This is a genomic window from Vibrio sp. 10N.222.55.C7, assembly GCF_041473335.1.
GTDB lineage: Bacteria > Pseudomonadota > Gammaproteobacteria > Enterobacterales > Vibrionaceae > Vibrio > Vibrio crassostreae_C.
Genome location: NZ_JBFRSC010000069.1, coordinates 1 through 13,281, shown reverse-complemented (window position 1 = coordinate 13,281; position 13,281 = coordinate 1). Strand labels below are relative to the sequence as shown.

At 45.0% G+C, this 13,281-nt stretch carries 15 protein-coding genes; 6 read left to right on the top strand and 9 right to left on the bottom strand.

Going from position 1 to position 13,281, the window contains the following annotated elements; all coding sequences use genetic code 11:
• Window positions 1-2: 2 nt before the first annotated feature.
• Window positions 3-1,088: a glycosyltransferase family 4 protein gene (locus AB4482_RS21680; protein WP_372181650.1), complete on the bottom strand. Its 1,086-nt coding sequence runs from the start codon at window positions 1,086-1,088 to the stop codon at window positions 3-5.
• A gap of 9 nt (window positions 1,089-1,097) precedes the next feature.
• Window positions 1,098-2,129: a CDP-glycerol--glycerophosphate glycerophosphotransferase gene (locus tag AB4482_RS21675; RefSeq protein WP_017069245.1), complete on the bottom strand. Its 1,032-nt coding sequence runs from the start codon at window positions 2,127-2,129 to the stop codon at window positions 1,098-1,100.
• 132 nt (window positions 2,130-2,261) lie between these two features.
• Between AB4482_RS21675 and waaA the strand changes: the two genes are divergently transcribed.
• The gene (gene waaA, locus AB4482_RS21670) at window positions 2,262-3,524 is read left to right on the top strand and encodes a lipid IV(A) 3-deoxy-D-manno-octulosonic acid transferase (protein ID WP_372129183.1); all 1,263 of its coding nucleotides are present in this window, start codon (window positions 2,262-2,264) and stop codon (window positions 3,522-3,524) included.
• Window positions 3,525-3,564: 40 nt separating this feature from the next.
• Here the strand turns inward: waaA and AB4482_RS21665 are convergent, their stop codons facing one another.
• The gene (locus tag AB4482_RS21665; RefSeq protein ID WP_017071073.1) at window positions 3,565-4,278 is read right to left on the bottom strand and encodes a 3-deoxy-D-manno-octulosonic acid kinase; all 714 of its coding nucleotides are present in this window, start codon (window positions 4,276-4,278) and stop codon (window positions 3,565-3,567) included.
• A gap of 96 nt (window positions 4,279-4,374) precedes the next feature.
• Here AB4482_RS21665 and AB4482_RS21660 point away from each other — a divergent pair, with 96 nt between their 5' ends.
• Window positions 4,375-5,457 carry a glycosyltransferase family 9 protein gene (locus AB4482_RS21660; RefSeq protein WP_372181647.1) on the top strand — a complete coding sequence of 361 codons (1,083 nt, stop codon included), beginning with the start codon at window positions 4,375-4,377 and terminating at the stop codon, window positions 5,455-5,457.
• A gap of 1 nt (window position 5,458) precedes the next feature.
• Window positions 5,459-5,941, top strand: coding sequence for a pantetheine-phosphate adenylyltransferase (coaD, locus tag AB4482_RS21655; RefSeq protein ID WP_010433787.1), 483 nt, complete (start codon window positions 5,459-5,461; stop codon window positions 5,939-5,941).
• Between the two features lie 66 nt (window positions 5,942-6,007).
• Here coaD and AB4482_RS21650 read toward each other — a convergent pair whose 3' ends face one another.
• From AB4482_RS21650 to radC, 6 genes are all read right to left on the bottom strand, one after another.
• Window positions 6,008-7,012, bottom strand: coding sequence for an NAD-dependent epimerase (locus AB4482_RS21650; protein ID WP_016784074.1), 1,005 nt, complete (start codon window positions 7,010-7,012; stop codon window positions 6,008-6,010).
• A 91-nt stretch (window positions 7,013-7,103) separates the two neighbouring features.
• On the bottom strand, window positions 7,104-7,913 hold the full coding sequence (mutM, locus tag AB4482_RS21645) for a bifunctional DNA-formamidopyrimidine glycosylase/DNA-(apurinic or apyrimidinic site) lyase (RefSeq protein ID WP_102332610.1): 810 nt from the start codon (window positions 7,911-7,913) through the stop codon (window positions 7,104-7,106).
• 2 nt (window positions 7,914-7,915) lie between these two features.
• Entirely contained in the window at window positions 7,916-8,440 is a 525-nt protein-coding gene (locus AB4482_RS21640) for a hypothetical protein (RefSeq protein WP_372110047.1), read from the bottom strand.
• Between the two features lie 204 nt (window positions 8,441-8,644).
• Window positions 8,645-8,812 (bottom strand): 50S ribosomal protein L33, encoded by a 168-nt coding sequence (gene rpmG / locus AB4482_RS21635; protein WP_002535344.1) that lies wholly within the window; start codon window positions 8,810-8,812, stop codon window positions 8,645-8,647.
• Window positions 8,813-8,825: 13 nt separating this feature from the next.
• Window positions 8,826-9,062: a 50S ribosomal protein L28 gene (gene rpmB / locus AB4482_RS21630; RefSeq protein ID WP_004728407.1), complete on the bottom strand. Its 237-nt coding sequence runs from the start codon at window positions 9,060-9,062 to the stop codon at window positions 8,826-8,828.
• A gap of 291 nt (window positions 9,063-9,353) precedes the next feature.
• A complete protein-coding gene (radC, locus tag AB4482_RS21625; RefSeq protein ID WP_372116076.1) occupies window positions 9,354-10,028 on the bottom strand; it encodes a DNA repair protein RadC in 675 nt (224 codons plus the stop codon).
• Between the two features lie 223 nt (window positions 10,029-10,251).
• Between radC and coaBC the strand changes: the two genes are divergently transcribed.
• The 3 genes from coaBC (at window position 10,252) to lpxL (ending at window position 13,243) form a co-directional block, all read left to right on the top strand.
• Complete coding sequence (gene coaBC / locus AB4482_RS21620; RefSeq protein ID WP_017063087.1) at window positions 10,252-11,493, top strand: bifunctional phosphopantothenoylcysteine decarboxylase/phosphopantothenate--cysteine ligase CoaBC; 1,242 nt, start codon at window positions 10,252-10,254, stop codon at window positions 11,491-11,493.
• A 139-nt stretch (window positions 11,494-11,632) separates the two neighbouring features.
• Window positions 11,633-12,223 (top strand): nucleoid occlusion factor SlmA, encoded by a 591-nt coding sequence (gene slmA, locus AB4482_RS21615; RefSeq protein ID WP_004741428.1) that lies wholly within the window; start codon window positions 11,633-11,635, stop codon window positions 12,221-12,223.
• Between the two features lie 39 nt (window positions 12,224-12,262).
• Window positions 12,263-13,243 (top strand): LpxL/LpxP family Kdo(2)-lipid IV(A) lauroyl/palmitoleoyl acyltransferase, encoded by a 981-nt coding sequence (gene lpxL, locus AB4482_RS21610; protein WP_371725378.1) that lies wholly within the window; start codon window positions 12,263-12,265, stop codon window positions 13,241-13,243.
• Window positions 13,244-13,281 lie beyond the last annotated feature (38 nt).

Genomic DNA, 13,281 nt, shown 5'->3' with positions numbered 1-13,281 from the left:
AGCTAGTTTGAATGACCTAGTAAGCGTTCAAAATACTTTAAGTGTTCAGCAACCGTTACTTTAGAACTAAAGTGACGTGCTAGCCTCTCTTTTGCAGCAAGCCCCATATCAGAACATTGTTGTTTATCCTGAGCAATTTTATTAATCGCTTCACCTAGTGCCTGAGCATCAGCAGTGGGAACAATAAAACCTGTTTTTCCATCATCGACAAGCTCTGGCGCTCCGCCTGTAGTGGTAACAACTGATGCTGTTCCATTAGCCATCGCTTCAATAATTGTACGAGGCAGCCCCTCACCACTAACGGATGGCTGTACCTGAATATCTGCCATGGCCATTAATGATGGAATGTCTTTACGATGACCAATATAGTGAATTCTATCTGAGATCGGGCTACTTTTCATCTCGTCGAAGTGGGGCTCATAACCACTACCCGCAAGAACCAGATGAAAATTGGGTACTGTGATATATTTAGTCGCCTCGAGGAGAATAGATATTCCCTTGCTGGGGCGCACATGCGCAGCGCAAAAAGCAACAACATCGGTCTGATTCAATTCAAGCGACTCCCTAGAAGTGGGGTCGACTTGATACCACTCTAGTTGATGCCCTTTATATATGGTGACAACGTTATCTTTGTTCTTCCAAACTCGCTTGATTACATCCTGTCGAACAGCTTCAGATACGCAAACGATGCCATCGACACGGGGATGAAGTTGAGTTAAGTAAGCACTTGGATCGTGTCGATACAAGCCACCCGTTGTTCCTCTGTAGGCGATCAACTTCACTTTAAGCCCGATACATGCAAATGCGGCATTCGGAATAGTTTTTGAGTTAAAGGCATAACAGATGTCATATTCACCACTCTTTAACTCACTTCGAATACTCTTGATCGTCTCAAAACAAACCTTTCTTTTAGGATAACAGTCAATAACCTTCACACCGTTTGTTCGAAGCCGCTCTACGTATTCAGACTCACCTTGGGTCATAACCGTCACGTTATGTCCTTGATTTGCTAGTTCTACAAATATCTCCGCTTCAGGGCGAATACTATTCCAGGCATGTAGATATGATGCACAAACTAATATTTTCATTATTCAGCCCTAGAATTTCCAATAGTTTAATGATTTACGGATTTTAAAGTTACGAATCCAATTTTTTGGTTTTTTATCCTGCCAACCGCTTTCTAGCACATCCGTAATAGCACTCAGAACTCTCGCTGAGGATTGACCGTCCAAATATGGCGTTATTGACGGACCATAATTAGCAATGGCTTTATCTCTTGTTTCATCAGGCAGCATAGCTTGTTGAATTGCTGATTCTAACTGCTCTGCTTGGGTAATATTGATGAAGCTCGCTTGAGGCTCTCGGTTATTTACCGTAACAACCGGCTTATTGAGCAACAAAAACTCCTGAAAGATCGATGAGTTGTCACATACCATCACATCAGCACGATGCTGCATTTCAATCACTCGATCATTGTCGAAGAACAGAAGGTTGTCCCCTTCCAACGCCTGGTATTTTTCTCGTGTCTCTTGCTTCATTTTAGGATGCAATGTGACTAACCATTGCCACTGGCTCAGTTTGCTTAGGCGCTTAAGCTCTTCATAAACCAATTCAGCACAGGATAAACTTGGCGAAAAAGTGGAAGCGAATAGAATTTGAGGTCTTTCAAAATGCTTGTCACTGGTTTGATAATTAAACAAGCTATCGAGCTTCAGCCACCCGGTCTCTTTAACTTGAAAATAGCCGCGCTGCTTAGCTAGCGGCTCAAGCGAGCTTGTTCTTTCATGGCCTTCGGTGCAATACAAATCAAATAGACCACGTTCAGGGTATAAGTTCCCACGTTTGCTCTCGTTCAAACCATGAAATACTTGTACCTTCAACCCTGGAATAAACGCTGGAACACGATCGCCGGGCACTAGAACGGCAGAAGGATTAAAGGCAATAGCTTCTGTCAAAGAGACGCTCTGCTCTTGATCCAGTAAAAGATGTTCAGAAGCGTCTTCACCAACAAGCAACCACTTAACCTCATGGCCGAGTTGCTTCGCGTAATCATAGAATGGGCGAAGAATAGCAAATGAATAATTTTGCTCGACGTAGAGCAAGAAACGATAGGTTTGATCGGTTTGCATAAGCGATGAGATAAAATTCACCATGTCCGTTTGAAAGCGCAACTAAGCATTTAATTATAACGCTCTTTACTTTCGAGATTGAAGAAAATACTCTTCTGAATATTGATTTTGCCTTCTGGTGTCACTGTTCTTATGCTTATACGACTTATCTATACTCTCATATTGTCATTAGCTTCTCCGCTACTGCTGTATGGGCTTTATAAGAGCAAACCTGGAAAGCCAAGTTTTGGTCAGCGTTGGAAAGAACATTTCGGGATCACACCGCAAACTCAAGGTAAGAATCCTATCTGGATTCACGCAGTATCGGTTGGTGAATCGATTGCCGCCGTACCGATCATAAAGCAACTGAAGCGACGCAATCCAAACCAAGCCATTATCGTTACCACGACAACCAGCACGGGTGCAGAGCAGATAGAAAAACTCGGTGATTTAGTCGAGCATCGCTACATGCCGATTGATTTTTCTTGGTGTATTCGAGGTTTTTTGAAGACTGTTCAGCCTAAACAGATGCTAATCATGGAAACCGAGTTATGGCCAAACACACTGCACTGCGTCGCGAAAGCTGGAATCCCCATTTCGGTACTCAACGCTCGCCTATCTGAACGCTCGTGCCAGCGTTATGCTAAATTCCAAGCCGTTTTTGATCTCTTAGCCAAAAATCTCTCTCAAGTACTTTGCCAATACCCAAGTGATGCTGAGCGTTTTATACGATTAGGGTTAGATAAAGCATCTGTGCATGTGACTGGGTCGATCAAGTTTGATATTGAAGTTTCAGCTGAACAAGTATCAAAAGGCAAAGCGTTACGTGAACAAATTGGCTTTGAACGCTGTGTGTGGATAGCAGCCAGCACTCATCAAGGCGAAGATGAAATTATCTTAGACGCTCATAAACAGCTCCTTAAAGACAATCCAAATACCTTGCTGATGATTGTGCCTCGTCACCCTGAACGATTCAGCCAAGTGACGGAACTGGCTAAACAGCAAGAATTCAACACCATCACTCGAACAAGTCAACAACCTATCGCCTCTGATGTTGAAGTGTATATTGCTGATACGATGGGAGAAATGTTGACCTTACTCGGTGGTGCTGATGTGTGTTTTATGGGAGGAAGCCTTGTAGGCGATAAGGTAGGTGGCCACAATCTTCTAGAACCAGCAGCCCTACAACTACCTTTATTGAATGGTCCTAGCTACTTTAACTTCAGCGAGATCTCAGACAAGCTACTGGAAGCCAATGCCGTGGTTATATGTCAAGATAGCCAAGATATCGCAGGCCAACTCCAACGACTGTTCAAACAATCAGAGCTGCGCAAAACTAAAGGCTTAGCGGCTTATCAAGTAGTTGAGCAGAACCGAGGGGCGTTGGATAAAACCTTGGAATACATTCTTAGCTAACAACTATTTGACCTAATTAGCCTTGGTAGCCCTTTAACATCTAACCTTGATAACCCTTTAATATCGGCTCCCAATCCGACTCTTGCCATTGAATCTGGCGCTTGTTCACTTCTTTTAAGAACGAGCGCTTTAAGCGATTCAAGTTGCCTTCTTTCCAGTCATCACCCGCTTGCTGACCACACTTATCAAAGTCAATAATCCACACCCTTTGCGAGTCATCAAGCAGGATATTATGAATGTTGAGATCGGTATGATTAACCCCAGCATCGTGCATCTTGCGTACCTCTTGGCCAATTCGACGATAAACATCCGCATCTATCGGGCCATTGACCAAGACATCAACCAGATCTTTGGCATTGGGAATTCGTTCAGACATTAAGTCCGCTCGATAAAGTAGTCCGCTTTTAATGGCTCTAGCAGCAATGGGCTTCGGTACATTCACACCTGAGTTTGCCAATGCCTTGAGAACATTAAGCTCCATCGCACAGCGCGTGCTTTCCCAATCAGAGAAGCGATATTGGTCTTCGACTAGCTTCCCAAACAATCCGCCACGGCGATAATGGCGCAATGCGGCCTGTATTCCATCAAGCTGAATGAACCATGTGGTACCGCGTCCTTGAGCACTGCCTGAAATGGCGTCTTGTTGCTGCCAATATTCAGCCTCAAAAATCTGAGCGATATCGCCCTCTGGTACCTGAGCCAAAAGTTCAGGGTCGTACCAAATTGTTTGGTTCTTGGTGCTAATCGTTTCCATCTATGAGGCCTTTGGGTCGCTTTTCGTCATTGCTATTTTACAACTAATGCGAGTATCTGCATAATTCTGATGTTATTCACTTTTTTCGGGCACTTTATGTCACTGTTCTCAACTGCACCTCAATCTCTTTGCATACTTCGCCTCTCCGCGATTGGCGATGTTTGTCATGCTATTTCTGTGGTTCAAGCCATCCAGAAGCAGTGGCCTGAAACGAAAATCACTTGGATAACGGGCAAAATAGAAGCCATGCTGATCGGCGATCTACCCGGTATTGAGGTGATTGTTTTCGATAAGAAACAAGGCTTCAAAGGAATGCGTGAATTATGGCGTCAGCTATCTGATCGTAAATTTGATGCACTTCTGCATATGCAAGCCGCACTCAGAGCCAGCGTGCTATCTTGGGGGATAAAGGCGAAGTGCAAAGTGGGATTTGGTAAAAACCGTACTCGTGAAATGCAGTCATTCTTTACCAACCACCATCTACCTATTTCAGATAAGTTTCATGTGTTGGATAACTTTGCCGAATTTGCTCGCTACATTGGTGCCCCCTTCGATAAGCCTCAATGGGATATCCCTTTAACACCTGAAGATGAACAACTCGCAATTAGCACCATGGCAGACAAGCCGACCTTGGTTATCTCCCCAGCTGCAAGCAAAGATTCACGCAATTGGTTAACTGAGCGATATGCAGCTATTGCTGATTATGCTGTCGAACAAGGCATGCAAGTGGTGTTATGTGGTTCTCCGGCACCAAGAGAAGTTAACCTTGGTAGCGACATCGAAAAATTATGCCAGTCGCCAGTAACCAACTTGATTGGAAAAACGAACTTGAAGCAACTGACTGCCGTACTGAAACATGCAACGGTGGTATTGGCACCTGATACTGGCCCAGCCCACTTGGCAACTACGCAGTCAACGCCTGTAATCGGCTTGTACGCACACAGCGACCCTCGTAGAACAGGACCTTACAACGATCTCGATATCGTAGTGAGTGTTTATCAACAGCACGTAGAAGCACAACAAGGTAAACCAGTCGCAGACCTTCCATGGGGAACCCGTGCTAAAGGCGATGACCTGATGAAAGACATCACACTCGATATGGTAAAGCAGCAACTCGATAAGGCCTTAAACTCTAGTAAAGCACCGAATTCGAACACTACATTAAGCAAGGACAGCTAAAATGAGCACACACGTTATTTATCCAGGAACTTTTGATCCGGTGACCAATGGCCACCTTGATATCATTGTTCGTGCCGCTAGCATGTTTGACCATATCACTGTTGGAGTAGCAGCGAGCCCAAGTAAAAAAACCATGTTTGAGTTAGATGAACGTGTAGAGTTGTTACGTGATGCGGTGTCTCACTTACCTAACGTATCTGTAGAGGGATTCTCAGGGTTACTAGTCGACTTTGCTAAACAGCAGCAAGCAAACGTATTAGTACGTGGTCTAAGAACAACCATGGACTTTGAGTACGAGTTTGGTCTCACTAGCATGTATCGTAAGCTCCTACCTGGCCTTGAAAGCGTATTTCTGACCCCTTCAGAAGAGTATGCTTTCCTCTCTTCAACCATTGTTCGTGAAGTCGCTATACACGGAGGGGATATTAGCCAGTTTGTACCACAAAAGGTGGCAGCCGAGATAAAGCTGAAGACTGCCAAGTAATTCTCTTTACCTACACCGAAAAAAATAGCGCTCATTGAGCGCTATTTTTATAAGAGAAACTAACTCTTATAGTGAGTAGTAAGCTTTATACCAATCCGCAAAAGCTTTTGCGCCTTCTTGGATCTTCACTTGAGGCTTGTAGCCAACCGCTTCAAACAAATCTTCCGTATCAGCGTAAGTCGCGTACACATCACCTGGTTGCATTGGCATGAAGTTCTTTTTCGCTTCAATACCTAAAGCACCTTCTAATGCTTCGATGTAGTCCATTAATTTAACCGGGCTGCCGTGACCGATGTTAAACACGCGATACGGAGCAGAACTGGTTGCTGGTGACCCTTGTTCAACGGTCCAATCTGGTTGCTTGGCTGGAATACGATCTTGAACACGAATAATACCTTCAACAATATCATCGATATAAGTGAAGTCACGCATCATGTCGCCGTTGTTATAAATGTCGATTTCTTTGCCCGCTACGATTAGATTCGCAAACTTGAACATCGCCATATCAGGGCGACTCCAAGGGCCGTAAACCGTAAAGAAGCGAAGACCTGTCGTTGGTACGTCGTATAAATGAGAATAGGTATGCGCCATCAACTCATTCGACTTCTTAGTCGCGGCGTACAGTGAAATCGGGTGATCAACACTGTCTGCTGTATGGAATGGCATTTTTTGATTCAAGCCATAAACGGAACTCGATGAAGCATAAACGAGGTGTTCAACCTTATTATGGCGACAGCCTTCAAGAATAGCTAAGTGACCGACAAGGTTGCTATCGGCATACGCCATTGGGTTATCAATTGAGTAACGAACGCCAGCTTGCGCTGCTAAATGAATCACACGGTCAAATTTTTGCTCAGCAAACAGCTTCGCCATGCCCTCTCTATCAGCAAGATCCAGCTCAATAAAGGTCAGGTTTTCATGTTCGATACGTTTAAGGCGGTCATGCTTTAAAGAGACTTCGTAGTAGTCATTCAAGTTATCAATACCGACAACCTCATGGCCTGCTGCGCATAGTCGCTCTGACACTGCAGATCCGATAAAACCGGCAACGCCAGTTACTAAATATTTCATTCTACTATTCTCAATTCATATCATTAATGTAATTGTAGCGACTAGCACTTATATCTACTAGCAGTAAAAAGTGAACGCGCGTTCAGTTTTTTTATACTTGGCACTCTTCGCAAAAAAACGTATTTCTTTGCCCTATTTTCAATTCTTGAATCAGAGCTTCACAGCTTGGACACTTTTCACCCGCTTTCCCATACACTTGCAGCTCTTGGGCGAAATACCCCGGCTTGCCATCTGCTTGTGCGAAATCTTTTAGCGTAGTACCGCCTTGTTTAATGGCGGTGGCGAGCACTTGTTTGATCTCTTTGGTCAACAAGACCCACTCTTGTTTTGTCACTTTGCTTGCAGGGCGCAAAGGGCTAATACGTGAAGCAAATAGCGCTTCATTGGCATAGATATTACCCACACCAACCACTACTTTGTTGTCCATGATGAACTGCTTGACTGCGACTTTACGCTTTTCTGCTTTCTCAGCGATGTAATCAGCGTTAAAGTCGTCCGTTAACGGCTCAGGACCAGAACCAAGCAACACAGAGTGGACTTCATCAGGCGCCGACCACAACCAAGCGCCAAAGCGGCGAGGGTCGTTGTAGCGCAATACTTTGCCATTGGTGAGCTTAAGATCCACGTGATCGTGCTTGGCTGCTGGAAAGTCAGCGTCTAATACGCGTAGTGAGCCAGACATACCAAGGTGAACAATGGCAGTGCCAGTATCCGTTTCAATCAATAGGTACTTTGCACGACGCGAGATAGAGCGAATCACCTGCCCTTCTAATGCTTTTAACTCTTGTGGGATATCCCAACGCAGCTTGGGCGTGCGAAAAGTAAGAGTTTTAATGGTCTCACCGACTAAATGAGGCGAGATCCCCATTCTGCTTACTTCGACTTCGGGTAATTCAGGCATAGTTAGTCGTCCGATTTAGAGGAGTGGTTAGCGTTAAAGCTTGGAAACAGGTAGCTCTCTTCAATAGACACCGCCAACCACTGATCATTCCAGTTTTTTAACAACCAGAACTTAGGCAATTGATAATAGGTAATACGCTGGGGCTCTTCTTGGTCTTGATACCATACTTCGATGGTGTGTGGTGTATTTAACCGAGGCGTAAGGTCTGTGTAGGTCTGTGAGTCGACTTCCGTGCCCACAAGCTCTTTCCAACGTTGTGACAGCTCTTGTGCATTGGTGGCTTGAGGAAAGTCAGTATCTTCGAACTGGTAAACCCATTGATTATCTTGTTGAATGACAGACCACTTAGCAAAGTGTAACGCTTGAAGCTTTGCTGTTGGGTTCAGGAGATAAGGATAAGGGCTATCAACCTGCGGTTCAGGCTCGATAAGGTACGCTTTGATCAATGTTGGAAGGTTTAACACGCCAATAAAAGCGATCACACTGAACATGAGTATGTTGTTCCACCGGCGTCCACGATATCTCATCTGATTCTGCTCATCTAACCTATTGAACATTCAGTATATCGTGAAAGTGGCAATACTTTCTATGTTGTACAGATTTCTATCTATCAGAGGCTATATCAAGCAAGAATAATTGAGTTCCTCAAATTGTAGATATAAAAAAACCCAGCGATTAAACTGGGTTTTTCAATTCTTTCTTCTACTGAAGAAGAGCAAAAAAAGCATCAATTACTTGATTTTAGCTTCTTTGTACATAACGTGTTGGCGAACTACTGGATCAAACTTTTTGATCTCAAATTTGCCTGGCATGTTACGCTTGTTCTTATCAGTTGTGTAGAAGTGACCAGTACCTGCAGAAGATACTAGACGAATTTTCTCACGAATGCCTTTAGCCATTGCTTAATTCCTCTTAAACGTTTTCGCCACGTGCACGGATATCAACAAGAACAGCATCGATGCCTTTCTTATCAATGATACGCATGCCTTTAGCAGTTAGACGTAGTTTAACAAAACGTTTTTCGCTCTCTACCCAGAAACGATGAGTTTGTAGGTTCGGCAGAAAACGGCGCTTAGTAGCATTGCGTGCGTGTGAACGGTTGTTACCCGTTACTGGACGCTTACCAGTTACTTGGCATACTCGGGACATGAATGTCTTCTCCAATCGTTTCAGCTCGATATCAACCTTGGTGGCCGAACCTCTCTATCAATTAAAATAGAAGGTAAAAACCGTTATGGAAAATCCATACAAGGCTATCAAAGGTCGCGCATTATACTAACTTGACACGCATTGCTCAAGACCCGAACAGATCCTTTTTACGGATTTCGTGATCTTTTTTTGTGCAGCGCAGCTTGCTTGAGTAATCAGAGCTGATTTTAGGTCTAAAAATGTGGCCGGAATAATAGCAGATTTAACGCAACTAACAACCTAAAATGTGATTCAAATCCATCCACGCTCTGCAAAAGAGACAACTTCGCCATCTCCAACGACAAAATGGTCGAGAACTCGGATGTCCACCAGCGCTAATGCGTCGGTCAATCGGCGTGTAATCCTCCTATCCGCTTGGCTGGGCTCCGCGACACCCGAAGGATGGTTATGAGCCAAGATTAATGCCGCCGCATTGTGATGAAGTGCCCGTTTAACCACTTCCCGTGGGTAAACCGATGCGGCATCGATGGTTCCTTCAAACATAACTTCGTCTTTGATTACCCTATTTTGGTTATCGAGGAACAATATATAGAAGGCTTCTCGCTGGCGATCACGCAACATGCTCGAAAGATAAAGCTTAGTATGACTAGGGCTAGTGAGTGCATCTCCGCGAGATAACGTCTCTGCTAGATAGCGCTGTGTCATCTCTAACACAGCCTGTAATTGAACATACTTGGCCTGCCCCATCCCTTTATGGGCACAAAATTCTTCCTGCGTTGCTGAAAAAAGATGACGGAGCGAGCCAAAGTCTTTGATCAACTTGTCAGCAAGTTCCAACACGTTCATTCCTTGTGTCCCTGTTCGCAGAAATATCGCGAGCAATTCCGCATCACTCAAAGAATCAGGCCCTCGACTCAATAACTTTTCTCTCGGCATCGATTCGGCAGGTATTTTATCTATTGGCATATAAAGACAATCATTGGTCATGAACACAACCCATCACCTTAATGAGATCGTAATCAGAGATCCTTCGATAGAGATCAAAGGAAATGAGTCACTAGCAAAACCGTGTAATTGATAAGTTTGATAACACCAACTTGATGAGCGTCAAATCTGTTCTAATTCTGCTTCTAGGCACTAATCCTTTGTTCTGATATCGTAAGTCCCAGAGAAATTAAGGAACAGAATCATGCAAACATTGGTTAATCAACTGGATAACGCTGACCTACAAGGCCTAGCTGGGAAAAAAATCCTACTTGGCATTAGTGGTGGTATCGCTGCGTATAAATGTGCCGAACTGACTCGACGCTTAATTGAGCGTGGAGCACAAGTACAAGTCGTGATGACAAATGCAGCCAAGGAGTTCATCACTCCTCTCACCATGCAAGCAGTCTCTGGAAGGCCAGTGTCTGATAGTTTGCTTGATCCTGCTGCTGAGGCTTCCATGGGGCACATCGAGCTCGCAAAGTGGGCTGACTTGGTATTACTAGCGCCAGCAACCGCTGATCTGATTGCGCGCATGACAGCTGGCATGGGTAACGACCTACTGACCACTTTGGTTCTAGCAACCGATGCGCCAGTTGCGGTATCTCCGGCAATGAACCAACAGATGTACAGCCACCCTGCCACTCAAGAGAACATCGCAACACTAAAACGTCGTGGTTGTGAGATTTGGGGACCGGCGGCTGGCGAACAAGCGTGTGGTGATGTGGGAATGGGTCGCATGCTAGAGCCTATGCAGCTCGTGCACCGCTGTGAAGACTTCTTCCAACCTAAACCTCTTGCTGGTCGCTCTGTGTTAATCACGGCGGGTCCAACTCGTGAAGCCATTGACCCTGTGCGTTACATTACCAACCACAGCTCGGGCAAGATGGGCTATGCTCTGGCTGAAGCAGCCGCGAAACAAGGCGCAACAGTGACTCTAATCAGCGGCCCTGTTTCATTAGCAACGCCAAATAAAGTTAATCGTATTGATGTCGACAGCGCACAACAGATGTTTGATGCCGTTACTGCTAACGCTTCTCAACACGATATTTTCATCAGCTGCGCCGCAGTTGCCGATTACCGCCCTGAGACCATTGCAGACCAAAAGCTTAAAAAGGTCGACGGTAAAGACGACATGACCATTCAAATGGTTAAAAACCCAGATATTGTCGCTTCTGTCGCTTCAATGACCGAAGGTCGCCCATTTACTGTCGGCTTCGCAGCAGAAACTCAAGATGTTGAGAAGTACGCACGCGGTAAACTGGAAAGAAAGAACCTCGATATGATCTGCGCCAACGACGTCTCAGTTGAAGGACAAGGCTTCAATAGCAGTAGCAATGAGCTGCACCTTTATTGGAAAGGCGGCGATAAATCTCTGCCACTGGAAAGCAAAGACACACTTGGTTTCCAGATCCTCGATCAGATCCAACAGCTTATTAATGTATAAACGCACAAATTTGCTCTGATAATCTGCTGACACCTCTCGATTCTGTTGACCTAGGGCTTACAAAACTAGGAAACAGAATTGAATGGTGTTTATAATCCTTCTTCACTCAATCCTCATCTTTAGGAAAGGAAGTAAATAGATGGCTGGTACTCGAAAATCAAACCGTCGTGAAGAAATCCTACAAGCTCTCGCACAAATGTTGGAATCGACCGAAGGTGCTTCTCGTATCACAACGGTAAAGTTGGCCAAGCAAGTGGGTGTTTCTGAAGCTGCGTTATACCGCCACTTCCCAAGCAAAGCCCGCATGTTTGAAGGCCTGATCGAGTTCATTGAAGAAGCGTTGATGTCTCGAATCAACCGTATTCTGGATGAAGAGAAAGACACGCTAGAGCGCATACGCCTAGTACTACAACTTATCTTAGTTTTCTCAGAACGTAACCCAGGCCTGACTCGAATTTTATCTGGTCATGCTCTAATGTTTGAAAATGAACGCCTGCGTGATCGCATCAACCAACTTTTCGAACGCATTGAGACGCAACTTCGCCAGATCCTGCGTGAAAGAAAGCTTCGTGAAGGGAAATCATTCCCGGTTGATGAGAAAATCTTAGCCGCTCAACTGCTCGGTCAAGTTGAAGGCAGCTTGAATCGATTTGTTCGCTCAGACTTCAAATATCAACCAACAGAAAACTTTGATGCTTATTGGGCACTGCTAAGCGCTCAGATTAAGTAGCAATCAAATTAAGTGGCAATCAAATCTTAAGTGATGGTTATGACGACGAAAACTTCTTCAGCAAACGGCACAGCACAACACGTGATTACTAAGCCGCCTTTTACTCTAGCTCTACTTCACCCTAAATATTGGGGTGTATGGTTTGGTTTTGGGTTATTGGCGCTTATTGTTAACGTTCTCCCTTATCGCCTCTTACTGCTGTTAGGCCGATCGTTAGGCTCTTTGGGTGCTCGCTATGGTAAAAAGCGCGTCGCGGTAGCAACACGTAACTTGGAGCTCGCCTTCCCAGACAAGCCAGCAGATGAAGTCGCGGCAATGGTCAGTGAGAACTTTAAGAACACAGGTATGGCACTCATCGAAACCGGCATTACCTGGTTTTGGCCGACGTGGCGCTTCAAGCGAATCTTAGTAGATAAAGACACTCAAATGCTGCGTACACATAAAGCTAACGGCAAAGGTGTTCTGCTGTGTTGTGTGCATGCCTTGAACCTAGAGATCACTGCGCGAGCAATGGCTGTTCTCGGTATTTCAGGTTTAGGTGTTTATCGCCCGCACAACAATCCGGCTTATGAATTCATTCAATACCGTGGTCGTACTCAAAACGGCAACCGCCTGATTCACCGTAAAGACGTGAAGCGTATGATTCGAATCCTGCGTCAGGGTGAGATCCTTTTCTACCTTCCGGATCATGATTACGGCCGTAACAAAGCAGTGTTTGTGCCTTTCTTCGCGGTAGAAGATGCATGTACTACAACAGGCACTAGTATTCTGGCTTATACGAGCCGATGCGCACTTGTTCCGGGTTCTGGTTTTAGAAATGCCGATGGCAAGTATGAGATCATGGCCGATGAATCGATCGAAGATGACTATCCACAGAAAGATGAGAAAGCGGCTGCCGCCTACATGAACCGCTACCTTGAGAAGATTATCTTAAGAGCACCAGAACAGTGGATGTGGCTGCACAAGCGCTTTAAGACCATGGAAGACCCAGAAGTGGAGCGCGGCATTCGTTATAAATAATGAATACTGAACCAAAAGAAAAGGTTCATCGCGGATTA

Coding starts and splice junctions, on each gene's coding strand:
- coaD (WP_010433787.1), top strand. CDS start 5,459: ATGAGCACACACGTTATTTATCCAGGAACTTTTGATCCGGTGACCAAT.
- mutM (WP_102332610.1), bottom strand. CDS start 7,913: ATGCCTGAATTACCCGAAGTCGAAGTAAGCAGAATGGGGATCTCGCCT.
- slmA (WP_004741428.1), top strand. CDS start 11,633: ATGGCTGGTACTCGAAAATCAAACCGTCGTGAAGAAATCCTACAAGCT.
- rpmB (WP_004728407.1), bottom strand. CDS start 9,062: ATGTCCCGAGTATGCCAAGTAACTGGTAAGCGTCCAGTAACGGGTAAC.
- AB4482_RS21675 (WP_017069245.1), bottom strand. CDS start 2,129: ATGCAAACCGATCAAACCTATCGTTTCTTGCTCTACGTCGAGCAAAAT.
- AB4482_RS21680 (WP_372181650.1), bottom strand. CDS start 1,088: ATGAAAATATTAGTTTGTGCATCATATCTACATGCCTGGAATAGTATT.
- AB4482_RS21660 (WP_372181647.1), top strand. CDS start 4,375: ATGTCACTGTTCTCAACTGCACCTCAATCTCTTTGCATACTTCGCCTC.
- AB4482_RS21665 (WP_017071073.1), bottom strand. CDS start 4,278: ATGGAAACGATTAGCACCAAGAACCAAACAATTTGGTACGACCCTGAA.
- lpxL (WP_371725378.1), top strand. CDS start 12,263: ATGACGACGAAAACTTCTTCAGCAAACGGCACAGCACAACACGTGATT.
- waaA (WP_372129183.1), top strand. CDS start 2,262: ATGCTTATACGACTTATCTATACTCTCATATTGTCATTAGCTTCTCCG.
- radC (WP_372116076.1), bottom strand. CDS start 10,028: ATGCCAATAGATAAAATACCTGCCGAATCGATGCCGAGAGAAAAGTTA.
- AB4482_RS21650 (WP_016784074.1), bottom strand. CDS start 7,012: ATGAAATATTTAGTAACTGGCGTTGCCGGTTTTATCGGATCTGCAGTG.
- AB4482_RS21640 (WP_372110047.1), bottom strand. CDS start 8,440: ATGAGATATCGTGGACGCCGGTGGAACAACATACTCATGTTCAGTGTG.
- coaBC (WP_017063087.1), top strand. CDS start 10,252: ATGCAAACATTGGTTAATCAACTGGATAACGCTGACCTACAAGGCCTA.
- rpmG (WP_002535344.1), bottom strand. CDS start 8,812: ATGGCTAAAGGCATTCGTGAGAAAATTCGTCTAGTATCTTCTGCAGGT.